This window comes from Legionella stuttgartensis (assembly GCF_977063405.2).
Genome location: NZ_CDRUHA020000044.1, coordinates 109636 through 135682, shown reverse-complemented (window position 1 = coordinate 135682; position 26047 = coordinate 109636). Strand labels below are relative to the sequence as shown.

Genomic DNA, 26047 nt, shown 5'->3' with positions numbered 1-26047 from the left:
ATAACTCGGATGAGACTCAGTTCTAATCCGGGTTTATAAATTTGATAGGGTTATACCTATAGTTCAATTCATTTTTATAAGATTTTTGAGTTCATTCTATGAATAAATTAGGATGGTTTGTTTGTTAACTTGTCTCATGTAAGGAGTTTTGATGAGGAAACACTGCTATTTAGTATTACTGATGAACATTTTAAGTGGTAGCGCAATGGCTGGTACCATGGGGGACTCTGTCTCACCTTTTAATTATGTTGCGGCATTAAGCATTGGTCCTGTATGGGAAAGTGGGGGTGCTGCTCAAACCTTTTTTTTGGCTCCTGGGATTGAAAAAACTTATACGGCGGATAAATCGACACATACACTTGCGGATTTTGAAGTGTTTTTGGGCCTGCAAAAAGCATTAACTCCAACATTCTGGGGGCAGTTAGGGGTGGCGGTAGCTGCAACGACCAATGCCAGTCTTTCTGGAGACATTTGGGATGATGCAGATCCTGAATTTGATAATTTTACCTACAGCTACAAAATTCAGCACACTCATGTTGCCGCAAAAGGGAAATTATTGGCTGATATGGGACTTATAGTGATGCCTTGGGTGAGTGGAAGCATTGGTGTAGGTTTTAATGAGGCACGTTCTTTTAGAAATACCCCGAAGATTTTTGAAGCGATACCTAATCCGAATTTTGCCTCCCATACTCAAACGGCCTTTACCTATACGGTGGGCGCAGGAATACAGAAGGCATTGAGTCAGAATTGGCAAGTTGGGGTAGGTTATGAATTTGCCGATTGGGGTAAAAGTCAACTTGGTCGCGCCTCAGGCCAAACAATAGGAGAAGGTTTGGAATTGAATCACTTCTATACAAATGGGGTTTTATTCAACATTACTTATGTTGCCTAAACACACCGGTACTTAAGGAACATTAAATCACGAGTTTCCTAAATAGTGTGAGCAAAATGATGCATCAAGCTCATCCTGGTGGGATGAGCTTGATTTGCAGGTTAAGGTTTAAAAGTTCTTTTTGATAAGACGTCCAAACTGTGGAGATCTTTTGTTTTGGTAGCGTTCGCCGCTGCAAAATCGGCACCAATACCAAACTCATCTCGTGACAGGATTTTTTGTTGGCTGGTATCAAAAGCAGGTAATACCCAAAATGGGTCATCAAAAGCTCGAATTTTGGCCCCAAGTAATTTCGCCAATTTTTTACCAAAGGCATTGCTGACAACATCCGAACAAGAATATAACCAGATTTCAGCGTTTGGAGCCCATGCTTTCTTGAGTTTAGCTTGTAATGCTTTAGTCGCAGCTTTTTTACTAATGGCGGTTATCAACGCTGAATCCAAGCCCGCTGATTTAATATCATTGCCCAATACGGCATCCCATTTTCCCGTAGTGCTTAAGGTACCTTTAAATCCTACATCTGCACTTTCTGCATATAAGAAAAGATTAAGTCGTACCACTGTAGATGGGTGAGTTGTTCCAAAGCCAGGTACCTTTGGTGCAAAATAGATTACTGTATTAATTAAATCTTCTACAGAAGTCATCACTTGACCAAAAGGTTTAGTACCTTGATTATTGGCGCTCGTTGCAGCAGGACTAATGCTGTCAAAATCCTCTTCGGAGGGCAGCCATTTATCATTCGCTAAACCTTGAACTTCGTCGGCTTCGGTGGCCCATGGTTTGGGAAAACTTGCATAGAAAGCCAGTTCAAATTGAATCACTGAAGATGTAGTAGTACCGGAGCCACCACCACCTCCTTTGTCGGAGTAACTGGCAGGGATAATAGAGGCACCTGATTGTCCTAAACTTCCCCAGTTCATTTTGGAAAGTACTTCATCTGCTCGACTATTACCTCCAAATAGACTTCTAACTTCATTGGGTACTCCAGGCATAGTGGGTTCACTTGTTCCTCCTGAGCCTCCTCCTGAAGAACCGTCACCTCCTGAATCTGTTGAAGAAGGAGCAGTCCTTGGAGAGCGCTTATCCATTTCTGTGGCCGTATTCAATAAAGCACCACCTTCAGAAATATTTTTACTGGCGCCTGCATTTGCTGAAGGTAATCCCATTGCAGCCATGGCCAGTTGCGCAGCAATTCTTTTTTCTTCAATGTCTTTTTGAGCGGCAACTGCTAAATTGGCCGCGGCTTGTTTGCCTGCCTCAATACCTGCGCTGGTTGAATTACTTCCTAACGCTTGAGCTAATGCAGCAGTGGATGCAAGTCCTGCCATATCGCGGAACATGCTACCGTTTTGCACTGCATTTAATATCGCTCCGATACCAGTTGGATCAGGAAGTGATGTAGGATTCATAATATTTAAAATTGGGGCTCCCAATTGACCAGGGGTAACATCAATTGACTGAGCTCGAGATTCCATTTGAATCGCTGCAATTTCAGGAGGTTGTAAAGGTATTGGTGAATCTTGCCAATTCCAAAAGCGCGTGGCATCGAGACGTTCGGCACAATTAGAGCGACCCAATACTGCTTCAGCAAAAACCCCTCCAGTTGGAATGGGAATAAGTTGTTCGGCCGCTGCATTAGCACCTAATATCAACCCTCGATCTTTTAGCCAACCACGCCAGCTTTTATGAGCTGCATCCTCCGTATTGGATTCAGTATCTTCAATGCCCACTGCTTTGATAAAGCTTGGCATGCGAAATACTAAATAATTGCTTGCTACCATAACTGGATTGGGATCAATCAAATCACCTATGGGTTTACCTTCAAAGGTAAATGCTGATAAAAGCAAAGCAATTTGTGACGGATCCAGGGCTCGCCAAACGACTTGACTGTAATACAGTCGATTTTGCTCAAGGTGCATTTTTAATTCAGCTTCATCGCTTTGGTTGACTGAAAAACGGCAAAGTTGTAATTCTACTGCATTAGGACTCACTTCAACGGGTAAACTAATAGGGAATTTTGCACTGTTGTAAGTGAGCTGCAGAGTTAATCTTCCAGTTAAGTAACTCGTATTCGCTGAGGTAATTCTAATTGCCGCTAACTCTTGAATTGGAATTGATTCAGTAGTAATCCAGGTAATGGGACTGATGCTATTTAATTTAACTATATTACCAGATTGCAAGTCTACGTTTACTGAGGTAATGGAGAAGGATGAACGATTTTGAGCAGTCAAATCAAGTGAAATTCCGCAAAATTCTGTTTCACCTGGTAAAGAGACATTGGTTGTACCGGGCTTTGTTATGCTTGCTAAAGTAATACGAGATGCTCTTATTAATTCATCATTGAGCCAATATGGTCCGCTTGGTGTTGGGGTTGGCGTTGGATTTGTAGGTTCTGCTGCTGGCGGGGGTGTATTTGCTCCATCCTCCGAGGTGTTCGTGGTGTTTGTAGCGGCTCGCATCGAAACATTGAGTGGGATCCGATCAATCGCCGCTACATGATCAAATACGGAGCGTGTTGGGCGAAGAGGGAGGGTAGGTTGAATAATTACGGAACCAAATTCCCGGCTTAATAGCTCCTTGGCACGCTGACTTATCGCCGCATTGGCGAGTATTCCTTGATAGCGTTTAATCGTTGCATGCTCAAATTGAATTAATTTCATCGGCACAAAAAGACAGCGCTCCACTTGTTGTAATTGTACATTGACCCTATAAATTTCAATGACCTCATAATATTGTATCGTTAAGGCATGCATATGGTTGTAGTTGGCGATGATTCGAGTCGATACGGATTGATGCTCTTCTTCTGAAACCTCTTTAACAATTGAGGCACGGCGATTTCGCACTGAGGAGGCAGCTTGTTGTGTCGCATCTGAAACCCGTTGATTCATCGTTGCAGAAAGATTGCGGGTTCCAGATGAAGTTGAGAAGCTTTCTGCATTGGAACTTGATGTCGCGGAGGATCCGCTTCCTCCTAATGTTAAGGGGCCTAAACTTAAACCCAAACCGCCGCCGCCTGCTGAAGTTGTTGAACTGCCACTCGTTTTTGAAAAGCCAGTTTGTACTTCTGAGGCAACCGCATCTTGTACTTCACTTATCGCGCGATTATGAGTGGAGGTATTGGTTAGATTTTCTGATTCAGCAATGGTTTCTTGCCCTGATGCTTTGACTTGTCGGGACCAGTCCATGACAGCAATACGCGTACTTTCCCCGGGTGCAAGGGCGACACTATGGAGTAAATTACCTAAAGTTACTCCTTGAGCAAACCAAGATTGGGCAAAAGTAAGCATTGCCCCGACTGCTGGTTTTTTAAAGCCAAAATCAGATGAAACTGTGGGGGAGATATCAATTGGACCTGCGTTATTTAAATCCGTTGTTTCCTGAGGTGAGACCTGATCAATCACAACGGAACGATAATAATGCCGCTCAGTGGGATATTCTCCTAGTTTAGGAACTAATTCACTACCTTTTTCTTCTTCCTCTTGGTTTAAATCTGGAATTCCAACATCCAATATGACTTGGGCGGCACAAAATGGCGGCCATCTACCTAAATCACCGATGGTTTCAACTTGCAAGTTATTCTTTATTTCGTTAGCAAGGCTTGTACTAATGTCTCTAAAGACATCAATTCCCACCCCTACTAAAGCGTCAGGAGTTTGTGGGGCATCTGAATCAAGAAAACTCGATGAAATTTTTCCGGAGCGTGCAACAATGGAATTACCTTCTCCATTTGCTGCAGCAGCAATATCCTGAGCAACTTGGAATAAAGCACAGGTCGCTAAATCATATACCGTTTTAATTCCCAGTTTATTTAAGGTTTGTTCGGTTTGATTTGAGATTCCCAACAACGAAGAAACGGGTTGACTCAACGCGTGTAAAGCATCCATTTTGGTAAATTGGAATTTTAATCCGTCGCGGTATCCCATTTTGAACTCCATTTCAAATACGGTGTTAAAATTATACACTAAGTACAAAAATATACCAGTTTATTGTGTGTTATCTTTATGTGCTATTGTGAAAAAAAACATCATGATTGACCGGGATAAAATGTGTTGATACCTGGGTTTGGTCTGAGATTCCGCATGGATTTTATAGGGTTTAAAACTTTAGAGCTACTCTAGTTATTCATAGGATGAAGGTTTTTTTCTTAATACCTTTATCTCACTTTGTCTGGATTTTTCATCTAAAATCTTTTGTTTTGCTCGCCTGGAACGTCTTTTCTTTTGGCGTTTTAATTGTTCAATTTTTTGTTGTTCTTTTGTTTTTTCATCACTTACTATCGAATGTAATTTGCCACAAAGTCGTATTCGTGCAAAATAGCGATTGTCTTCGCGGCTTCTGGACTCTTGGCATTTTATTTCCAAACCGGAAGGTATATGTTTCAAATAAACCGTGGAAGCTGTTTTATGCAGCTTCTGGCCTCCTTTGCCACTCCCTACGATAAATTTCTCAATGAGATCGGCTTCACTTATATGAAGTTGAATCATTAAATCGTTTAATTTATCCCATTTCTCTTTATTAATCATGATTATCTATTTTCTTGTGAACATTTATGCGCATCGTCAGTCGTTGTGAAGATTTCTAACTTACACGTAAAATTGATTACTTTGATATTAAGTTGAAAAACATTATGGAATCCAGAATAAAATCATCCTTTACGTTAAAATGCCATAATTAATACTTTTTGATTTGATAATGATTTAAAAGCATTGCGTATATCATTTTGATCGTATAGATTGCAAGTTAGGCGAAATAAAAACTAAAGGATTAATGTTATGTCAAACTGTTTCGTTCCAACCAGAAAAAAAGATAATTTGCCAAATCCAAATACTAATTTGTACATAGTTCAGTCATTTATCAATAAAAAAGAGAGCTTTTAGGTTTACTGCTTCTCGTTCATTTAACGATACGTACATTTTTATTCATTTACCCAATCATAAAAAATCTTATGAAGGTGTAGTTCTCGCTGCCATATAAGTTTTTTATAAGAGAACGTGAAGGAAAATAAAAATAAAAAAGGAGTCGATATGTTTCTTGTAGAAAATAGTGGTAAAGGCAACTGTATGTACTTCGCTTATAGCATTTCTTTAATGTACTATTTACGGGCTAAGAACGCTCCGGATAGTACTGAAGATATTTTCAATAAGTTAAAACTTAAAGAAGATGATAAAATTCAATTGCGTAAATTATTATCTAAGAGTTCAAATTATCAATTTACATCACGTGAGATCAAAACCATTATAGAACCTATTCTCGGCAGGGCAACCAGGAACTTAGCAGCAGAACATACAAAACGAGAATTTAAATCATCTCCACATGATAGTCCCTTGTTTACTTCGGCGAAATACGGATTAGAATTTTGTTTCAAACAATCATTGCGGGCAAATAATTCAGAATTATCCGTATTAATAGATCATGAATTTACAGACCCGGATTTTATTGAGGCTGAAATTTACAAAGTAAGCTGTACCGATATCGCAATGACGGAATATTCACTCTTAAGAATAGCGCATGTTATAGAGGAATTTAATCGTCTATGGTTAATTGAAGAAGATAAATTAAAAAAAGAAGAGAAACCGCCCACAGAACGCGAGATTCAAATTCTGAAAGAGAAACTCTTGGATAATATACTGAGAGATGAAACAGTGAATTTATTTTTATTAGACGATGAGAAATACCTAAACCTTTACATAGACCATCTGCAAAAAGAATGTGTATGGGGTTCAGAAGAAACTCTTTTGGTTTTACATCGTGCGATACAGGGGGAGCGCATAGTACGTAATCCAAAGGGAACTTTTGATACGTTTTATGATACTGAAATAGTGATGCATCTCCATACAGAGGGACAGACTCCTTTTTATCAGTCTAGTAATCCGGAGATTATTTTGAATAATCAAAAGAATTTTCATTGGACCTCGATAATTCCTGAGTCAATATTTACAACGAAATTAACCGACAAAGAGCAAATGCTTTTTGAACTCCTTGATGAAATGCGCACGATGACTCCTAAGATACCTATTTTATTCGCAGAGGATAGAGTCGAGCATGATTGGCTATCCATTTTAACGAATCAGATGGATATTATTTCTACCAATCCTGCTTATGGAATTAAAGAAAAAGCAATAGAATCCGTCTTTCAGCTTATAGGTAAAGTGATGCCCAGATTGGGATTAGAATCTTCGTGGAGGCCATTACTGAGCAATTTTCTTTTAGCATTGGTCGATTGTACGCCAATATTTTTAGCGAATAAGTCAGACCCAACGATTGCCCAAACTGAAGAAAGCAAAGAATTAACTGGTCCTAAACGAGCTCAGACAGGAGAACCAAGTAAATTTTCGCAACATACTTTGTTTAAATCGGGAGCGATCCAAAAATCATATCCTCAAGAAATTGCTCATTATATTTCTGAAGGCAAACAGTCGGGTCCAAGAGTGGCAAAAGCTCTTAGACAAATGCATCAAAAGGGGGCTTATTCTCCAGAACAATGTAGAGACGTAGCGCTTCAATATATGAGTTATGTAAAATATAAAAAGCGTCATTTTGTTCTGACAGATGTGAATCACTTTATAAAAGAAATGAATGAAATGATAAAAACCAACCATGAGCGGGATTTGGCGTTTTTAGAGGTCAGTGATAAAAGCACAGTTCGGGATGTTTTAACAATATAAAGAATTTAGCATAAGGTTCAATGGTTGGGGAATTCCCCAACCATTGAGGAGTGTTATTGAGCAGGTTGATCTGCTATATAATCATCATCAGAATCGTCTGAGTCATCTGGGCTTGCTAAAAACTTATCTTCATAATCAATCACAAAGCCGGCAAAAATACGAATGATGCGATCATCAATCTTTTCAGGATAGTGTACAGAGACACTCCAGGTTTTGTCGCTTATGTTGCGGTTTAATTCAGCGATTGGGTGAGGATTGTTGGTTGATGTTAAAATAACAAATCGGTCAAAGCTTGGATTAGCGTAAGCAAAGCCAATTTCAGTTGATTTTCCTGACTCATCATAATCATAAATAGTGAACTTTGCTGATTCGAGTGTTGCTAAATTTCCATCAATAAAACCAATTTGCACCCCACGGGTATCATAAATATCAATTTCTTTAGCCCATGCATAAAGAGAACCTAAAGAAATGATTCGTGTAATTCCTGTTGCTTGCCATCCATCTTTATCGGATAAATCATAGTTTGTACGGATACGGAATGCGCTCTTTTTTATTGAGCCAGGATATGTTTCTTTTAGAGGTGATTTAATCTGATAAATTTCAGAAAATTTATAAATATCTTTTGTAACTACAAAATCATAAGGATGGTCTTCATGAACACCATAACTATTAGCAAGAGTTGCATAGGATATTGTAATCAGGAAAAACAAATACGACACCAATGATTTACGCATATATGGACCCCTTAGATTATAAATAATTTGAAAATACCAAGTTGCAACAAAGAAAAATAAATAAAAAATATAAATAATTCAATGTATTCATTACCTCGTGAGAGGTTGGGGTATAGTAAAGCAAATTGATTAAGGAATAAATTGTTTCTAGTGGTTCGATGCTTTTTTTAACATAAACTGAACAAATAAATGATTATATGGTTAAATAATGCCTATCTCTTGAGGTTTAAACTATAATTAAACTAAGTCTCATTCTATAAAAAGGAATTTTACAATGAACTTACTTCTATTAATTGTCTTAATTATTCTTTTATTAGCAGTACTTCCTAGATGGCCTTATAGCAGCGGTTGGGGATATTATCCCAGTGGTGGAGTAGGTTTAATTCTTATTATTGTGATACTGGTATTATTGTTACGTTGAGGTCCTTCGTGACATAGGACCCCAAAAGCCTGGGTGCTGTGCTGCACTTAGGCTTTTTTTATTGAACTTCTACAGTACTAAAGCCTACTTTGGGCCATCAAGGTTTGTGGATTGCACTGTTTGATCCTCCACTATTTCTTGCTTTTCTACTGCAGAATTTGAAAATAAAAAAGTAGGGGCTGCAATCTTGTCTTTATCACAATCAAAAATGCTAAATTGGGTAAGATTCGAATTACCAGATTTCTTTCCAAGAGGATTTTTTGCCAACTTTACTCCATTTTCTGAAAGAGATATTAGATTGATTTCTTCCTGTATTCTTCGATGTCCAAGATTCACCATAGATATTTGAGAATTTAATTCAGCAATCTTGGGAGCGAGCGCATTTAACTCTTCTTTTAATTGCTTTTGTTGCTGACTTAATTCTTTCTTCTCTTTGCGCTTCATTGAAGAGTCTTGCTTTTGTTGCTCGATAACCTCTATCTTGTGCTTTAGTATGGATGCTTGCAACATCAAACTTCTCATAGGAATGGTTACTGATTTTTTGGAAGATTCTTTCATATGTTCCAGTTGTTCCCGTATAGAATGCCTTGTGTTTTCTAAATGCTCCAATTTATCAGCATGGCGTTCTTTGAACTCATCATCCCATTTTTTATCTGTGATGTAATTTTCTAATATAGGGGTTAATCGACTTATAAATCCACTTAAACCCAAAAAGTCTGTTGCTGGGAATAGATCTAAATCTTGGGTCAAACGCGGAGCCATAATAATCGCAAGATTCGTGTATGTCATGCGATTGGTCTCTTGAAATCTACCGACTTGGTGCATTAAGTAGCAGTAATGATCAAGAATCTCTCCGGCGCGTTGATGATCTACTCTCTTCGAAAGAAGGAGATCACAAATAAAATCATCGAATAATTGAGCTGCCATACCAAGATTTTTTTCAGGTTGTGAGTCTAATAGAGCGCTTAATTTTTTAGAGAAGGTGATTAGTAATTTGTCACCTGAATCTAATAACTGGGTCTCTTTAAAAAGGGTGGGAATCATTCCTAAAATGTTATGGAGATGCTCACTATTTACTTTATCTTTTTCCATTACATAGTGACTTAAAATTTTCACGTTAAATTGTTCACGGATAAGCCACTCAAGTAATTTTTCGGTCTCCTCTTTAGAGCCAGCAACTCGAAAAGCCCCAGAGATTTTTAATAACTCGGGATTTTGGGATACTAGTTGAACAATGCTTCGAAATACATTCACTATTACATGGGTATTGTAGGGGCCAGGCATTTAAATTCTCCAGATAAGAATACAATAAACGACAAGGTTTCGATTTTTAATAGGTCAAAAACAGATAAGGCACAATAACTTTAATGTTATTGAATTTAGATTAGACATCAACAACCATATTAAACCCCCCATAAATCAATCGCTTGCCATCAAAAGGCATTGGATTGTTATCGGGTTTTAATCGGGGATCGTCCATGGCTTTTTTCATTCCTTCATCACGAACTTGCTTGGATGGCCAAAGAATCCACGAAAAAACAACGATTTCATCTTCTTTGCACTTCACAGCCATAGGAAAAGACGTAATTTTTCCCTCAGGTACATCATCTCCCCAACATTCGATTAGTCTTAAGGCACCATGTTCTTTAAATACTCTGCCTGCCTTAGTTGCTTGTGCAATATATTGTTCTTTATTTGCTTTTGGCACGGCAACAACAAATCCATCTACATAATTCATAAACAATCTCCCTTTAATTTATGAAATATAACCGATTATTAATATGGCACATTTAATTCGATTATTCCAAGTATCGCATGATGATTTCTTTTTTCCTAGAAAAACAATAACTTGTACATACGGAGAAAAATAAATCTCCTAAAATCATGTAACATTCTATAATTAAGATAAGGAAGAACAAATTAGAGAAAAAACTATGTTTAAAAGAATTGTTTTATTTCTTGCTACGAACTTAGCCATACTCTTAGTCATTTCTTTTATACTAAGTTTATTCAATATTAGCCCATACCTGACGCAATATGGTTTAAATTATAAAGTTCTATTAATCTATGCTGCGATTGTGGGCTTCACAGGATCATTGATTTCACTTTTTATTTCTAAATGGATGGCGATTCGTGCGTTTAATGTCCAATTAATTGAGAGACCAAAGACTGAAGCAGAATCTTGGCTAATAAATCAAGTACAAGAGTTAGCCAAAAAAAGAAACATTGGGATGCCAGATGTCGGAATCTACGATAGCCCCGAACCGAATGCGTTTGCAACCGGATGGAATAAAAACAATGCTCTTGTTGCTGTTTCAACAGGATTACTCAATGCGATGCAGGAAGATGAAGTACAAGCCGTATTAGGGCATGAAATGTCTCATGTTGCGAATGGTGATATGGTAACGCTCTCTTTGATTCAAGGTGTAGTCAACACTTTTGTAATCTTTTTTGCCCGTATTGCTGCATTTTTCGTGATGCAGTTTTTTAGAAGAGACAGTGATGAAGAGGTACAAGGTGGTTTTGTTTATTATGGAGTAGCTCTTATTTTTGAATTACTGTTTGGAATTTTAGCCTCCATGATCGTCATGTGGTTCTCTCGCTATCGCGAATTTCGAGCTGATAGAGGTTCAGCGCAATATGTTGGTAGAGACAAGATGATTAAGGCGTTACAACGTTTGCAACAACTCATGAATCAAACACCAACCGATGATCGTGCACCAGCTTTTAATGCGATGAAAATATCGAGCCGCGGAAGTTGGCTTGCTCTTTTCTCAAGCCATCCTCCGCTTGAAAAACGAATTGAAGCATTGCAAAAATATAGATAATTGTTTATTAAGAGACAGACTAAACTTTATAACCATTTTTTCTTTTTAAAATACCTAAAGGGTAACCATGCAGAAATTATCATCATGAGTATCGCAATAGGGTAGCCTATATGCCAACGTAACTCAGGCATATCATGAAAATTCATTCCATAGACGCTTGCTATGAGGGTTGGTGGAAGGAAAATAACAGCGGCAACTGAGAAAATTTTAATTGTATTATTCTGCTCTATATTAATCATGCCTAAAGTAGCATCAAGTAAAAAGCTGAATTTGGTAGACAGGAAGCTTGCATGTTCTCGAAGCGCATTAATATCTTTTTGGATTATGACGAGATGGGTCATTATCTCTTTGGCGATATCAGAGCTATATACTTGTTCCAAGTATGAGATTAAGCGAGTAAATGATATTAAACTTTCACTGGCTTTAGTGCTTAAGTCACCGTTTGCACCTATATATTGCAATATATGTTTATAATTAGTTTCAGGTGTCTGATTATTTTGTTTGGGATGAAAAATAATTTTTGATATTTCATCAAACTTATCGCTAATTTTTTCTAAAATATCAGCAAGCCTATCTACTGCAGCATCTAATAATCCTATTAGTAGAGCATGTGTATCGTACTCTTTAGTTTTAGAGCGTAATAATTTTTTAATAAATAATTTAAATGGATGCAACTCGACATAACGCAAGGTAATTAAGCATTTTTCAGTAAGTATAAAAGTGACCACATCCGTCTTAACTTCAGGTAAATCGGATAAAGCGACCATTGTTGCTGTCATATATAAGACATTATTTTCACTATACAATCTACTGGAGGGTTCGATTTCTTCAACTTCTTCTTTAGTCGGTATTTCAATGTTCAATTGTGCTTCGACTATTTGTTCTTCTTCTTTTGTCGGACACAGTAAATCAATCCAAAGTGCCTCTTGGAGTAGATCTTTAGACTCATCATTAAGAATTTTAGACTGTATGCGAGAATCAGTTTGGTAATAAATGACTACCATGTGATTTATCCTTTTCAGTGTAAAAAGGTTGTAGCCTTGTTTTTATCCTATCTTATCTTGTTTTAGGGGAAATAAGTAGCGTCATTCTTAGGTTGTTTCATAAATAATTTCGACCTCTAAATAAACAGCAAGGCATAGATTTTTTTCGTTTTTTTATTACTGTGTTTGACAACTTAACTCAATGCTTAATATTTAGTTAAGTTGTATTGTGTAAAATATAAATATCCAGGATATACATTACTTTAAATAGTGAGTTTAATGATGTTGTCTAAACTAGCCCCTAGTGCAACTAAATATTTTAAATCAAAAGCCAAGAAAACTATAAATTTAGGTGGCAACACACATGTTGTTCGTTATTATTCTCAACACAATTGGAAGAAATATAATGAAGGATCTTGTGATATTGAGGGGGTGCTCCAATCAGGTAAAGAAGCATTTCCTGATATTTTCAAAGATAAAACAGTTGAATTTACTGCAGTAAAAAATTCGATACAAAAGGCAGAAGAATTAAAGTTAATGCTAAGAAGTTTTGGACACTACAAAGGGCATAGTGGTACATCCATGGGCGATTTAATTCTGTATGAAAGCGAGCGACGCTCATTACAAATAACAGGAGCTTTAATTCCTTTATTAGTCAAAACACCACCTCAAAATTTGGAGTTTGGTCGGTTTGTCCGTGATTTCCACTCAAAACATATTGTTCCTGTGATTCCTCAAATAAACATGGCCTCTGAGCGAGTGAAATATCTTGATTGGGTATATAAGATGTTACATGATGCAGGTACGGAGCAACAACATCCGCAGATTCATAAGCATTATCGTAACTTGAAAGCAGAACTCATAAAACGAAGAAAAGAGGGAATTATTGATGCATCGGATCTTGGGATTAGTGAATTGGCGATAATTCGAGTAGCAGATGAATTACTTAAAAAGGAAGTTGATGAACAAATATATACTGTTTCAGAGTCCGTAATTGAGTTACTTCTTAAACAATGCAAATATGAGGCTTTACCTTTAGTCTCAGCAATACAGGCAAATACATTTATTGGTGTTCCAGAAAAAGCACCTACACATTATCCTGACCGGTTCACCGTTTTGATGGCTGGAGGACCTGGTAGCGGTAAATCAATTACAACAGAGGGTTTTGCTGTACAATTGCAACAGCAAACAGGATATGCATTAGATGAACTTGCTCTACTTACTGTTGATAGAAAACGAACCATTTTTTATGCAGATGAATGTGTCCAAGCTGCTCACAAAAAGTATATTGGTGCATTGACGCATACAGAAGCCGTTGTGACTTATAATATGAGCGGTGAATTTCTAACGCGTCGTATGGATAAAAATAAGAAAGTACCAAATGTATTCAAAGAAATGTGTAATATCTGGCCTAAGTGGCTTGATATAGGCTTAAAAAAAGATGGAACTTATTTGATAACCGTTTCGACAAGAAAGCCAGAGAATGCAGTGGATGGTGTAATTCAAAGAGGTATGGCGAATAATGATTTTATTACTCCTCCTGAATATGTATTAAATTCTTATCGTAGTGTCAGTGAACGTTTTCCATTAGTAGTTCAAGAAAATCAGTCTAAAAAAGTAATTATTAGTGTTGTAAATAATGAAATGGCAATTGAGAAAAAATTCAATCGCAAGCAAGATCAAGAGTCTGATTCAGAAGATAACAAGCCAGCTGTGGTCGTCGATTGTGAGACAAACACAATCTATGTAATAAATCTTCCACAATATATGGATTTTATCAATCAAAGTCAGCTTAATTGTAAAGCAACATCCGCACAAGAACTTTATGAAAATGCAGATATTTCAATTGCTGCTGGCATAGCAAGAGTAATCGATCCAACTAAATTTGGATCGGCTAAAATTGCATTTGTGCGTCAGGACATTGGTTCAACTTCGATTAATAACCTTGAAAAAAATATAGTTGCAACTGTTCAAGATGGTGTACTCAGTGTTCCAGATGAAGAGGAGTTTGCTGCGTTAAAATCTAGTGCTCCAGAGCATTTTGAAGAGTTAGAGAGTTTAATCTATCAATGCCCACTGATAATAAAATAAATTGGATTAAAGAAAAATTAGTGAAGCCAGGGAGGATTATTCCACCCTGGACTTGAGAGTCTAATTTAGCTTGTGAACACCTGGTTCTATTCGTCGGCTTACTTTATCTTTGGAACGGGCCCTTGAGCATCAATGGACGAGGAGTTTTCTATCTCATCCACAATTACCTTAGTAGATTCATTTAATTTTGTCTTAGTTCCTTTTTCCTTAAGTACGGTCCAATTTATTTCTTTAAAAAAACTGCTGGGAGCAGCGCTGTTCTTTAGTGCTTTCTGAGGAGCAGAAGTAGCAAATCTTTTAAAAAACATCATCATCTATAAAATCCTTTTTTAATAAAACATGCTTTAACTATGATAGATTTTTATAAAAAATATGCAAGTTTTATTTTTTTTACCAAATAACACGAGGTAAGTTATTGTTTTTTTGTTGGATTTAGCTCATTTTTATCTGGCAATGGATTCTTATCTAACTCTTGGGCAATCGTTCGGGTATTTTTATTCAGGGAATTTATTTGTTTTTTATCCGAAGTAACAGTCCAGTCAATCGATTTTCCAAAATTTTTTGGAATTTTTTTAGACATTCTGGCTCTCTCCTAAATTATCAATCTACTTTATGTATATATTAGCAAAATTTCCTACACTAATCAGTTTAAATGTAGACACATTCTGTTTGTGCTTTATAGTTGGCATGAATCCAACAATTTTTTACAATGTGTTACTAATCATAGCGATGATTTTTGCCATTATCTATTTAGTTATCAGAGATAGAAATACATCATTATGATGTGCTCAAAAGAGTGGTTGTTCAATTTGAATATACACAGAACTAAAGGAAGAGACATGTTTTCAAAAATTGATCAAATAAGAGAAAAAAATAAGAAAAAAGTGATAAAAGCAATATCTGAACTCGATGATGTAACTTATGAAACCGTTTCAATCTCTTTACCTAAACAACTTGCAGAGGGCTCATTAGCATTAGAACATAGCGTTTATGTGCCTTTTGATCCCAGCACAGCGAAGCCAAATGGTGTTGGGCGCTATCTTATTTATGATCATTCCGATGAAAAAAATCCTTTTTCCATTTGGGCATTTGCATTTGCGAAAAGACAGCAAACCACAATTCATGACCATAAATATAAGGGCACTGTAACGGTTCTGGAAGGGCCAATATCTGAGAAATACTATCGACCCACAAGTGAACTGACCGCGGCTTTAGAGGATCGTATTGACCGTTATCAGTTCCACTGCAACCGTGATGATTTAACTGGAGTTTTTGTTCATCAGCTCAAGCGAAGAAAAGGTTTGGGAGAAGGGATTAGTGTGACGTTACATATATATAACATGCCGGCTTATTTGGTAAGTTTAGAAGGGGGGAAAGTAGAGCGAAGAAACTTGGAAACAATCTATTCTAAAGATAAAACGATTGATCAAGAGAATATCCCGGCTTATACAGAAGTGCACCCCACGTTAAAGTTTGGCTAAACAAATAATTTAATCTCTATCAAAGAATTTTGAGACAGCCAATTCCATTTTTTGTCTAGAACATAAGTCGATGAGCCAGCGTATCACCTGGCTCACATATATATTATTTTATAAATTTAAAAATAGAAGTAGGGCTTTTTGTACGTGCATCCTGTTTTCACTTTGAGTGAAAATTATCGAAGCAGGGCTGTCTGGCAAAGTCTCGGATACTTCTTTTCCTCGTTCCATGGGCATACAATGCATAAATACTGCCTCAGGCTTCGCAAAAGACATTAAGGATTCATTTACTTGAAATCCTTGAAAGGCTTGATCATTTTCTTGACCCTCAAACCCCATACTGGTCCAAACGTCTGTATAAACTGCATCGGCATTTTTTACCGCTTCTTCCGGCTTAGAAAAAGCATGAATCATTCCTTTCCTAATGTTTTGTGCTTGTTTGACAATGGAATCATTCGGTTGGTGCGTTTTAGGACAGCAGTAATTAATTGTTATTCCTAATTGAGGTGCAAGGAGCATTAAACTATGGAGAATGTTATTCCCATCACCAATATAAGCTACCGTTAGTCCATCAAAGGAGCCGAATTGCTCCCATAGGCTTAATAAATCGGCAAGAATCTGGCAGGGGTGATGCAATGCCGAAAGACCATTAATTACAGGTACTTTTGCATAGGTAGCCATTTCTTGTAACTGTTCATCCGCATGAGTTCTTACCATAATAAAATCAGCGTAACCGTTTAGAACTCTTGCCATATCTGCAGGAGTTTCTTGTTTTCTGGTATTACCCACGCTTTCAATGGCTATTCCCCCCATACTTTGAATTGCCATTGCAAAACTTAATCGGGTTCGAAAAGAAGGCTTCTCAAAAATCATAGCAAGGCTTTTACTGGCTAGAGCCTGATGGTAAAAGGAGGGGGATTGTTTAAGCGCTTTAGCGTTCTCCAAAATCTGCATTAATTCCTTTGTACTTAATTCAGTTCCTGTCAGCAGATGCTTGGGTTTTTTAGAGGCAGTTGAATTGGTTAAGTCTGCTGATTCAGATGTTGGATAGTTACTTGACTCAAGATCAAATATTGCTTGTTGTAGATTAATAACAAACGTATTCGTTGTTACTTCACTAATCGACTGAGAAGAGTTTTCTGCACTCTGATTGTGATTTTCTGGGATAGTAAGGGACATGTTAGCCTCCATTAATTCATTCATAATGAGTCCTTTAACCATATATTTTCCAGCTTTTGAATTTCTCCATTTTCTTTAAGCTTTTGTAATGCTTTGTTAATTTTTATCGTTAAAGGTGAGCCCTTTTTGACGACTAATGCATATCCATGATCTGCTTTGGCAATGACAGAATGAGAGAGAGCCGTATGTTTTTTACAGTAGATCTTGCCCTGGGTTCCATCCATTAAAACGACATCAACTAGACCTGAAATTAATGCTTCAACAGCTTGGTTGTTATTATCAAGGACAGTTAGTTCGGCTTGAGGATAATTTTCACGCATCCAAATCTCCATAACACTTCCGAGTTGTACTGCTACTTTCTTTCCTTTGAGTTGGTTGGGTATTGTAACGGGCTGGTTGGAATGATACACCGCAGCCATACCTTCAAAGTAGTACGGTTCAGAGAAATCAAAATTGATTTTTCTAGGTTCAGTAATTGAGATTGTAGCTATGGCAATATCATCTTGCCCAGAGCTTATAGCTGGGAGAACCGCGCTGAATTGCATATTGTCAAAAACAGCGTTTTTGCCAAGTTCCTTAGCGATTAGTTTTGCTAAATCAATATCAAATCCTTTTATATTACCGTGATCGCTATATTCAAATGGTGGATACTCTGCTGTGGTGGCGAAATGAAGGGAACTCTCTTTTTCTTTTGTATTACATGAAGATAAGAGAATGGTTATTACGAGTATTACGAGCTTTAAAAATTGACCCATATGAATCTGAATCCGATATTTATTCATTAAATGAATATATAGATCATTTATTTTATTGTCAACAAGAAATGAATATAATTTCAATTTATAGAATATGCGTTCAATTAAAATAACCTTGGCAAGCCAATTACAAGTATTGGTTATTTTTTATAAATGCATTTGTTGCATATCAAGTAAAATCTAATTGCCGCCACGCTTCATATAAAATGACCGAAACCGCATTTGAAAGATTTAAACTTCGATTATTCTCGCGCATCGGAATAGAGAGGGAGGTGTATTGCTGTAAAACTTCTTTAGGTAAGCCATTGGATTCTGGTCCGAATAAAAACATATCTTCTGGGGTATATTGTATTTTCGAGTAACACTTCTGAGCTCGAGCACTGAAGGTATAAATTGTTCTTTGCTGATGTTGTTGAATAAACTCTTCCCAATTTTCATATTGGGCAATGGAAGCCCATTCGTGATAGTCAAGTCCCGCACGTCTTAATGCTTTTTCTTGTAATGAAAACCCAAGAGGGTGAATTAAATGCAATTTAGCTCCAGTATTTGCACACAGGCGAATGATGTTTCCTGTATTTGGAGGAATTTCAGGTTGGTATAAGGCAATATGAAACATAAGTTTTATAGAATAATAAATGTAATAGTTATTAAGGTGTATAACAATCCATCTTCACTTGGGTGTAGCGGATAATGAATTGTTCATACAGATTAGAAGATAGTAAATGCTTGTAAAATATAGTCAACCTCAAACTCGCTTTAGTTAGGGTTTGTTTATAATTTCAAGAGAGCGAACTCATTTTGTAATGCTTCATTATTTTGTTTATCGACCTTTTGAATATATTTAAAAAATGAAAACATACTCCTATCTTGCCATACGATGAGCGCAGTACTTTGAGTTTGAATTTGGGGTAGAACTTCTTCAGCATCATAGTCAACATCTGTTTCTTCATCTGGGAAAACAACGAATGGAGTTATTTGTGCCACACTCTGCTCTGTATCCTCAGAATCAAAAATTTCTGTAATATTTACAGTACCCGCAGCTATTATTTCTTTAAAGGTGGGTAATGCTCGAGCTTTTGATTGTAGGGAATCACTAGCATTTGAGGAGCCTTGCTGCATCAAGGCATCGCTAATTTTTAGAGCATGCTTATGCTCATGAGCATAACCAATTTTACTCACTGTGTTCTGGTAGAATTGCGCCATTTTTTTTGTTTCGTAGTCAACTCCATTTAATGATATTAAAGCAGGTATATAGACTACTGCTGAGTAATAGTTAATGGTTGTGCCTTTATAATGCTCACCTAAGCCTTGCGCAAAATAAACGGCTAATTGTTTATTGGTATTATTCTCATCGCAAATAAATAAATTAATTGCTTCTACATTCTGAGCTAATTTAGATGTAAGGCCGCATTGTTTTAAGCGCCAGGCTACTGAATGGATGGATAATTCATAAGGTTCTTGCGAAAGATATTGATAATAGGCTTGATTGATATTAACCACATGCTCAGGATCCCCAGTACCATCAGCAAGAATATAAATTTTTGCTTGATCTCCCAAATTTTCCTTAGTAAAAGTAAATTGCGCTTGATCAAAATATTCGTAATCTTCTTTTTTTTCATCGTGATGTCGATACATCACAATACCGGGAATTTTATCACTTTTTCCATCTGAATTTCTTAAACTATATCTCCAGTCCAAGGCTCTCATATATAGAGAAAAATTATTTTCACTCGCAGTAAAGGGAATAAATAGGAGATTATTTTGTTTAGATAAGTTCGAGTCAAGTTTTTTTAACATGGGAAAACTTCAGAAGGTAATGAATTTAGCGAATTATATAGATCTCAAATTAAGAGATTATTAAATAGGACATTTATTTTTTATAGGAGGGTCGTCTCATAAGGAATTGTGTTTGTAATTATCTATACGTAAAGAATAAAGCGTTTCTACATGCGGTTGGGTAGATAAAAACTGAATACTCCACAATGAAAGTTTCCCCTCGTAATCTAAAAACCGACCATCTGTGAGTACGAGCGGTTTAGTATTGACTATAATTAAAAAATTATCAGTAAACCATTTGAAAATAGTAAAATCCCTAAATAAAGAAGAGGAATTTTTGACATAATCGGGCAACTTTTGCGATAAGAAAAAAGGGTAACTTTTTACAAAGGGAGCCTTTGACTCTTTAAATAGTGGGGTTTCCGCATTAATAATATATAAGCGATTTGAAGTTAGAGCAATTCCTCTCCATGAAGTTGAACTCATTAATTGAGGAAATACCCGTACTTTCTGTGTATTTATCCGCATCTTGGCAAGTTCATCCTGAACTGCTGTCATTGCTCGATAATGTTGAAATCCATTAAATAACATAAATATGCTTACAAATATTAAAGCAAAAATGACAGGCTTTCTTTTATTAAAAACAACAGTACAAACAACCCCTAAACATAAGGGGATCGTTACAAAGGGATCTATAATGGAAACAATATCCCAACTTACTCGGGTTGTAGAAAAAGGCCAAAATAAGACGGTTCCATAATTGGTACATGCATCGAGCAAACCATGGGTTGCATAACCAATCAATGCAGCTAAAAAAGTAAGTTTCCAATTGGTTCGGAAGCGTTTAAAAACTAACAACGCTAAGGTAACAATCAAAGCACCTAGGGGAATAAAAAGCAAAGAGTGTGAGAAGTGACGATGATAAAGAAAAAAGAGCATAGGGTTGTCTGATTGCTGAATTAATACGTCTAAATCAGGTGCCATTGCTGCCAGACCACCAACAATCCAGGCATTATTTTTGTCTTTCTTGTATAAAATTGACTGAGAACAGGCAGCTCCCAAAACCGCGTGCGTGACTGGATCCATTTTTTATCCCGGTGATATTTTGTTGCTCATATTTTAATCCAGTTTACAGTGAATCAAAGAGAGCATCATAGATTGTATAATAATCCTTAAAATAAAGAGAGCTCTCTTTGTTATTTTTTTTGAAACTGCCCCTCCTAAAAAGTGGGCGGGGTTGTGCGAAATTTAATATTCAACGCTCCTCTTTAAATTTTGGGGCACATGCCAACTCAGTGAAAGAATGGAGGTATTGAAGTATTCATGATTGTTCCATGAGATGACTCATATTGAGTCATAAGAAGTTCTTTGATTTTCTCGGGTGTCGGTCTATTCTCAGGACTTGGCGATATCATAGGTAAAAGATGATGAGTGATGGTATCTTTTTCTACTTCATCAAGAAAAATAAGATCGTTATCAAATGTACCTTTCTGATTTAAATGGTATATTTCTTTTAATCCCCATCTCGGGGGAGGTGTGATTCTTTGTCCTCCAAAAAGTTCTCCAAGAATATGTCCCAAAGCAAATACATCACTTGCTGTGCTGGTGCCTTCTCCTACAAATCGTTCCGGAGCCATATATAAAGGAGTACCTCTTATATTTGGACCTGCATCATTTTTATATATTTTCTTAGCAAATGCATAATCAATAAATGTGACAATTGGTTTCTTGGGGTTAGAAACATCAATCATTATATTTTTAAGTGAAATATCATTATGTACCAATTCCCTGTTTTCCACTTGTTCTATATAAGCGTCAAGAATGGCAATAGAGATTGTTTTACGAGTTGCGTTATCGAGTTCTATTTTAGAGTTGCCATATAAAATATCATGTAGTGTGGTGCCCGGAGCTTTTCTAATGAATATATAGGCACAAAGTTTTTCCGAGTTGTCTCTAAAAAACACAGGTTTTCTTACATTTAAATGTCCTGCTTGCTTTGTTCGTTTGTATTCTTTTTCAATACTCTCACGCCATTGTGCTTCTTCTTTATCTTGTTTAAAGAACATGAATTTCCTCACCCGCTCTTTGTGAGGTTTTATATGGGCAGGTACAAACTCAAGTGCTTCACTAAAAGAAATTAACTTTCCTTCGATGTTGTCTACTGTAGCGTATTTTCCGATACCTGCGCGGCTATTTTTCATCACCTCAAAACAATCACTGATATCATCTTTCCCTAGACGCCAATTCAACTCATGCGTTAATTTAAAATGCACTTCTTTATGTATATAAATATTATCCGGTAAAAATACTTCGGGTTGATTATCCCCCTCTAAGAATTCTTTTAGGAATATGCTCTGTTCTTTAGTTAAGGCTGTCGGGTTAATAAGTGTAATTGATTCGTTAGCATCGTCTGTCGAAATTTTAGTCATTGAAAATATTTAAAATAGTAAAATGAACACAATTGTACATTTTAATTATTAACGGAACATTATATAGAAAAATTGGAAAGACAAGCGGTTTTGATCGGATGCTTTTCTTGGACGAGAGTTAAGGTAAAAGAACATTTCCAGAATCAGAAGATGTTTATAATATTTTAAATGACCAAGAAATGCCCTATAATGTCAAATTAAGATCTCATAGAGGTAATTTATGACACTTGAGAATACTGTTGATTCACAAATTGATCAATCAATTAAGGTTGATACAGAAAGTGAATTTTTTATAGCTATTGCGAAACACGATGTTCATAGCTTTATAATGTTAGGTGTCGTGGTGGATGGCAAACCTAAGCTCTTAGCGAAGGTAGGCAAGGGAAATATTATTGATAAAAGCTTTGGAACTAGCTGTGTTCAGCATTGCACCTTGTTTGGAAAAATGCTTGGAAGTCATTCAGATGCTGTATTACTTGATGAGGGGCTTGAGAGTACTATCTATTTTTCAGAAATTAGTTATCAAGCTTATGCGATTTCCTTTAATCAATATTTGGAATTTTTAGAGATAACACGAGATATTCATAAGGAGCAATTGGAATTCTATAAACATAGAGCAGATCCAGTTGGGGATTATAAAAATCTGTCCTTTCCAGAACGGGGAGTGTACAAACTCAGAAAGGGGATACATTGTTATATTCCTGAGGAAGAAAAGGCTCCTGGAGCAATCACATTCAATTATCAAGAGATTGGGACTTATAAAAAGGAAAGTACTCACGATGATAAGCGAGTTCGCCAAAATATAATTGATGAGTCAAAGGAAATTCATAGCTCTAATACCTGTCGTACAACAGCACGTTCTCTCCTTAATTATACCTTGCATTATCCTGCCAATGTTTCTAGATTATTTACCATTGGATTGGATTACAAAACAATACTATTAAATGGAAACACCTTAAGCCCAAATACATTTTATATTTTGCCCAAGCCACCAAATTGTTTTCAGGTCAATTCTACTCAAACGAAAGTACTAGATGAATTATATAAAAAGCTTGAAGATCTACCTAAAAAAGAGCCTGAATCAGACGTAACACGCCGAAAATTTAAGAAATTGAAAAAATTATATCTAGAGGTAAGCGGTGGGCCTGAATTATCTTTGAACCAACTCTTAGGGAAAATTATGGTTCATCGTGCAAAAAATACAAAATTATTCGATACGCGCAGAGGTCAAAGTATGTTTAGCAGTTTGGCTGAAATGCTTGGGTTTAAATTTAAAACAGGAACTCAGCAAGCCTATGACCGAATGGAGCAGACCCTAAATAAAGAAATCGAACGAGCAAAAAAGATTGAGGCTGAAGGTGAAGAAGTTGAAGATGATCAAGTCTGCCGACTGAGTACAAATTATCCTGGATCTTGATAGTTCGTATAATTAATCTTTAAGTCCATTTCCATTTGTAAAAGCTCAATACACGGGGTTAGAAAACCCCGCTGATCTTTGTCTTACCTGGGAGGTGCAGCAATCCCTATGAATACCACCATCCCATCACCACCAGGATTAAAGTAATTATTACTATAAGGAAGAGGTTTCCAATTATTTGCAGCCCAAATGTTTCCTGCTTGATCTGAAATTGCATGGGTAAGACGCATTAAAGGATTAAAACTGGGAGGTCCGCCCGCGCCATTAAGCGGGGTCCCGTCTGCCAGCAATACTTGGCTCCCGGCACTAGGTAAGGTATATCCAGTAGAGGGAGATATTGCGTCCCCTGTATTTAGACCCACCGGACACTTGGCTGTGTTAACACCGCAAAGCTTAGAAATTGAATATTTTGGAGGTAAGCCATTGCCCTCAAAATTAGCGACCCAAATATTATTATCACCATCAACAGTAACTCCCCATGGGCCAGATATACCTCCTCGATTATTATAGGCAACAACATTTTTATTCGGAGCAATTTTATAGATTGTGGAGTCTCCTGTAGAGGCCACCCATGCATTACCGTGTGAGTCCAGAGAAATTTCTCGTGTCGAGCTACCAGCCGGTAACTCAACTTCCAATGTTTTGATGAGTTTTGTTCCAGAAATCACATATTTATTAATTATGGAACCTGTATGGCCAGTTGTGGTTTTACTGTTACTCACCCACGCAGATCCATCTTTAGCAATGGCTATATCAAAAGGTCCACTATTTGCAGGTTCTTGATAATAAATTGCAGAATTTGGATCTCCGTTTAAGTAAACGACAATCCTATCATTGCCATAACTGGCCATCCAAATATTGTTATCTGGATCGGAAATGGTACCTTGAGTCCTATATAAAGATGAAATGTAGCCAAGAGGACCTGAAATCGGAATTCCCGTTGGCGAAAACTGAGAAACACTACCTTCACCTCCTGGAGGCAAACATGTATCGCAACTTCCCCATCCAAAATTTCCTGTCCATATCGATCCTCTAGTATCAATAGTAATCCCAAAAGCATTACCTAAAAGACCGCCGCCAAATAGGGGAGATGTTGGGGTGCCATTCGCTCCATCCGCAGGTTGACCATTCGGCTTTAAAACGATAAGCCAATTCGATGAGTTGGGAGTACCTTGAATCACATTATTAGTGATCCAAGCATAACCGTTCTTATCAAAAACGGTTTTAGCGGGTCCACCAAAAAGAGCGGTTAAACTGCCTGAATTATTAAACTTTACAGCTAAAGTCCAAGCATCGGGTTTATTTTTTAGAGAAGGCTGATAAAGCGAAAATTTATTCGATTGGATGTAAATACCTAAGACATTATTCGCTGGATTATGCGCGATATTTAACAACGCATCCAAGGTATTAGTGGGTGCAAAACCATTGATTGTTGTTAATGTAAAAAGAGAAGTACAAGCACCTTGGGAATTGCGTACACAAGAGGCAATTAAATTAGATAAATTATTAAGGGACCGCATTGTATTCGTTTGATTCGCATTTGGTGATGTTGTAATCACATTTGATAAGGTACCTTGAACTGGTGAAACTAAATTATCATTCATGCCTGAAGCAATTTTTAAACCTAATGACGTACCCTTAATTTGTCCATTGTAAAAAAACTGCGCCATCGAAAAAGCTGCACCTACGGTCGTCAATTCGTTAATCGTAATCACTGGAAGAAGCCGTTCGCCTATTATTGTCACAAGTTTTGTATTGTTTCCCTGGCGCGCGACTGCATAAAATGAGGCTGCTTTAGGTATTTGTTCAGGAGGAATGTACATATAAAATTGTCCAGAATTATTGGTTGTTGCGTTACCAATAGGTATGGAGGAGGTCGAGTTAGCTCTGTATATTGTAACACTTGCATTCACGAGGGGCGTTGCAGAAACATTGCCAGATTGCACTACACCTTTTACTGTAGGTTTTAATGCCTTTACATTCAAGGGTTCATTTGTTCCCGCACAGGCTGGAACATTTGGACTACAAACAAAAAGATGATGATGAGGATCCGGATCCTGTGGATTAACAGCCCCAGAAACAGTAAGTTCTAATGTGCAGCTAGCACCGGGTAATAAAGTAAATTTTGCGCCACATAAATCAGGATAATTTGCATCCGCTGGTACTTGGCTCACGTTAGGTGGCAAATATTTAACAAATCCAGCGGGAAGAGTACGGCGAGTATTATTAGTTACTGTGTACAATGCTGTTGCTGTAGTTCCTAAAACCAGTTGAGTAGGTAATATAGTACCCGCTTTGGGTACGACATTATAGGCAACTCCATAGCTCATAGTGCTTAACGAAGTGGCACTAATAAATAGAAATAAAGAGGACATCCATTTGTTTTTTTTCATGTTCCT

The 26047-nt window shown here is 37.0% G+C and carries 22 protein-coding genes; 7 read left to right on the top strand and 15 right to left on the bottom strand.

Going from position 1 to position 26047, the window contains the following annotated elements:
* The first annotated feature begins 151 nt into the window (after window positions 1–151).
* Window positions 152–892, top strand: coding sequence for an outer membrane protein (locus ACWTEW_RS11495; RefSeq protein ID WP_454781771.1), 741 nt, complete (start codon window positions 152–154; stop codon window positions 890–892).
* Between the two features lie 101 nt (window positions 893–993).
* Here ACWTEW_RS11495 and ACWTEW_RS11490 read toward each other — a convergent pair whose 3' ends face one another.
* The gene (locus ACWTEW_RS11490) at window positions 994–4815 is read right to left on the bottom strand and encodes a hypothetical protein (RefSeq protein ID WP_454781770.1); all 3822 of its coding nucleotides are present in this window, start codon (window positions 4813–4815) and stop codon (window positions 994–996) included.
* A gap of 195 nt (window positions 4816–5010) precedes the next feature.
* Window positions 5011–5415, bottom strand: a complete 405-nt coding sequence (locus ACWTEW_RS11485) for a peptide chain release factor family protein (RefSeq protein ID WP_454781769.1) — start codon at window positions 5413–5415, stop codon at window positions 5011–5013.
* A gap of 501 nt (window positions 5416–5916) precedes the next feature.
* Between ACWTEW_RS11485 and ACWTEW_RS11480 the strand changes: the two genes are divergently transcribed.
* Window positions 5917–7557 carry a hypothetical protein gene (locus ACWTEW_RS11480; protein ID WP_454781768.1) on the top strand — a complete coding sequence of 547 codons (1641 nt, stop codon included), beginning with the start codon at window positions 5917–5919 and terminating at the stop codon, window positions 7555–7557.
* A 53-nt stretch (window positions 7558–7610) separates the two neighbouring features.
* Here ACWTEW_RS11480 and ACWTEW_RS11475 read toward each other — a convergent pair whose 3' ends face one another.
* Window positions 7611–8291 (bottom strand): hypothetical protein, encoded by a 681-nt coding sequence (locus ACWTEW_RS11475; RefSeq protein WP_454781767.1) that lies wholly within the window; start codon window positions 8289–8291, stop codon window positions 7611–7613.
* Between the two features lie 274 nt (window positions 8292–8565).
* Here ACWTEW_RS11475 and ACWTEW_RS11470 point away from each other — a divergent pair, with 274 nt between their 5' ends.
* On the top strand, window positions 8566–8712 hold the full coding sequence (locus ACWTEW_RS11470; RefSeq protein ID WP_454781766.1) for a DUF3309 family protein: 147 nt from the start codon (window positions 8566–8568) through the stop codon (window positions 8710–8712).
* 84 nt (window positions 8713–8796) lie between these two features.
* Here the strand turns inward: ACWTEW_RS11470 and ACWTEW_RS11465 are convergent, their stop codons facing one another.
* The gene (locus ACWTEW_RS11465; RefSeq protein ID WP_454781765.1) at window positions 8797–9996 is read right to left on the bottom strand and encodes a GTPase; all 1200 of its coding nucleotides are present in this window, start codon (window positions 9994–9996) and stop codon (window positions 8797–8799) included.
* A gap of 100 nt (window positions 9997–10096) precedes the next feature.
* Entirely contained in the window at window positions 10097–10450 is a 354-nt protein-coding gene (locus tag ACWTEW_RS11460) for a DUF1428 domain-containing protein (protein WP_454781764.1), read from the bottom strand.
* Between the two features lie 196 nt (window positions 10451–10646).
* Here ACWTEW_RS11460 and htpX point away from each other — a divergent pair, with 196 nt between their 5' ends.
* On the top strand, window positions 10647–11540 hold the full coding sequence (gene htpX, locus ACWTEW_RS11455; protein WP_454781763.1) for a protease HtpX: 894 nt from the start codon (window positions 10647–10649) through the stop codon (window positions 11538–11540).
* Between the two features lie 26 nt (window positions 11541–11566).
* Here the strand turns inward: htpX and ACWTEW_RS11450 are convergent, their stop codons facing one another.
* Window positions 11567–12544 (bottom strand): magnesium transporter CorA family protein, encoded by a 978-nt coding sequence (locus tag ACWTEW_RS11450; protein ID WP_454781762.1) that lies wholly within the window; start codon window positions 12542–12544, stop codon window positions 11567–11569.
* A 258-nt stretch (window positions 12545–12802) separates the two neighbouring features.
* Here ACWTEW_RS11450 and ACWTEW_RS11445 point away from each other — a divergent pair, with 258 nt between their 5' ends.
* Window positions 12803–14614 carry a hypothetical protein gene (locus ACWTEW_RS11445; RefSeq protein ID WP_454781761.1) on the top strand — a complete coding sequence of 604 codons (1812 nt, stop codon included), beginning with the start codon at window positions 12803–12805 and terminating at the stop codon, window positions 14612–14614.
* 98 nt (window positions 14615–14712) lie between these two features.
* Here ACWTEW_RS11445 and ACWTEW_RS11440 read toward each other — a convergent pair whose 3' ends face one another.
* The gene (locus ACWTEW_RS11440; protein ID WP_454781760.1) at window positions 14713–14928 is read right to left on the bottom strand and encodes a hypothetical protein; all 216 of its coding nucleotides are present in this window, start codon (window positions 14926–14928) and stop codon (window positions 14713–14715) included.
* A gap of 98 nt (window positions 14929–15026) precedes the next feature.
* Complete coding sequence (locus tag ACWTEW_RS11435) at window positions 15027–15194, bottom strand: hypothetical protein (RefSeq protein WP_454781759.1); 168 nt, start codon at window positions 15192–15194, stop codon at window positions 15027–15029.
* Window positions 15195–15453: 259 nt separating this feature from the next.
* Here ACWTEW_RS11435 and ACWTEW_RS11430 point away from each other — a divergent pair, with 259 nt between their 5' ends.
* The gene (locus tag ACWTEW_RS11430) at window positions 15454–16095 is read left to right on the top strand and encodes a cupin domain-containing protein (RefSeq protein ID WP_454781758.1); all 642 of its coding nucleotides are present in this window, start codon (window positions 15454–15456) and stop codon (window positions 16093–16095) included.
* A gap of 108 nt (window positions 16096–16203) precedes the next feature.
* Here the strand turns inward: ACWTEW_RS11430 and argF are convergent, their stop codons facing one another.
* From argF to ACWTEW_RS11400, 6 genes are all read right to left on the bottom strand, one after another.
* Window positions 16204–17271: an ornithine carbamoyltransferase gene (argF, locus tag ACWTEW_RS11425; protein ID WP_454782059.1), complete on the bottom strand. Its 1068-nt coding sequence runs from the start codon at window positions 17269–17271 to the stop codon at window positions 16204–16206.
* Between the two features lie 20 nt (window positions 17272–17291).
* Entirely contained in the window at window positions 17292–18026 is a 735-nt protein-coding gene (locus tag ACWTEW_RS11420; protein ID WP_454781757.1) for an ABC transporter substrate-binding protein, read from the bottom strand.
* A gap of 169 nt (window positions 18027–18195) precedes the next feature.
* Window positions 18196–18642 carry a tRNA (cytidine(34)-2'-O)-methyltransferase gene (locus ACWTEW_RS11415; RefSeq protein ID WP_454781756.1) on the bottom strand — a complete coding sequence of 149 codons (447 nt, stop codon included), beginning with the start codon at window positions 18640–18642 and terminating at the stop codon, window positions 18196–18198.
* 155 nt (window positions 18643–18797) lie between these two features.
* Window positions 18798–19823 carry a hypothetical protein gene (locus tag ACWTEW_RS11410; RefSeq protein ID WP_454781755.1) on the bottom strand — a complete coding sequence of 342 codons (1026 nt, stop codon included), beginning with the start codon at window positions 19821–19823 and terminating at the stop codon, window positions 18798–18800.
* 96 nt (window positions 19824–19919) lie between these two features.
* Entirely contained in the window at window positions 19920–20888 is a 969-nt protein-coding gene (locus tag ACWTEW_RS11405; RefSeq protein WP_454781754.1) for a metal-dependent hydrolase, read from the bottom strand.
* Window positions 20889–21094: 206 nt separating this feature from the next.
* Complete coding sequence (locus ACWTEW_RS11400) at window positions 21095–22231, bottom strand: protein kinase domain-containing protein (RefSeq protein WP_454781753.1); 1137 nt, start codon at window positions 22229–22231, stop codon at window positions 21095–21097.
* 220 nt (window positions 22232–22451) lie between these two features.
* On the opposite strand from ACWTEW_RS11400, the gene ACWTEW_RS11395 reads away from it, so the two are divergent.
* Complete coding sequence (locus ACWTEW_RS11395) at window positions 22452–23648, top strand: hypothetical protein (protein ID WP_454781752.1); 1197 nt, start codon at window positions 22452–22454, stop codon at window positions 23646–23648.
* Window positions 23649–23731: 83 nt separating this feature from the next.
* Here ACWTEW_RS11395 and ACWTEW_RS11390 read toward each other — a convergent pair whose 3' ends face one another.
* Window positions 23732–26041, bottom strand: a complete 2310-nt coding sequence (locus ACWTEW_RS11390; RefSeq protein WP_454781751.1) for a Vgb family protein — start codon at window positions 26039–26041, stop codon at window positions 23732–23734.
* Window positions 26042–26047 lie beyond the last annotated feature (6 nt).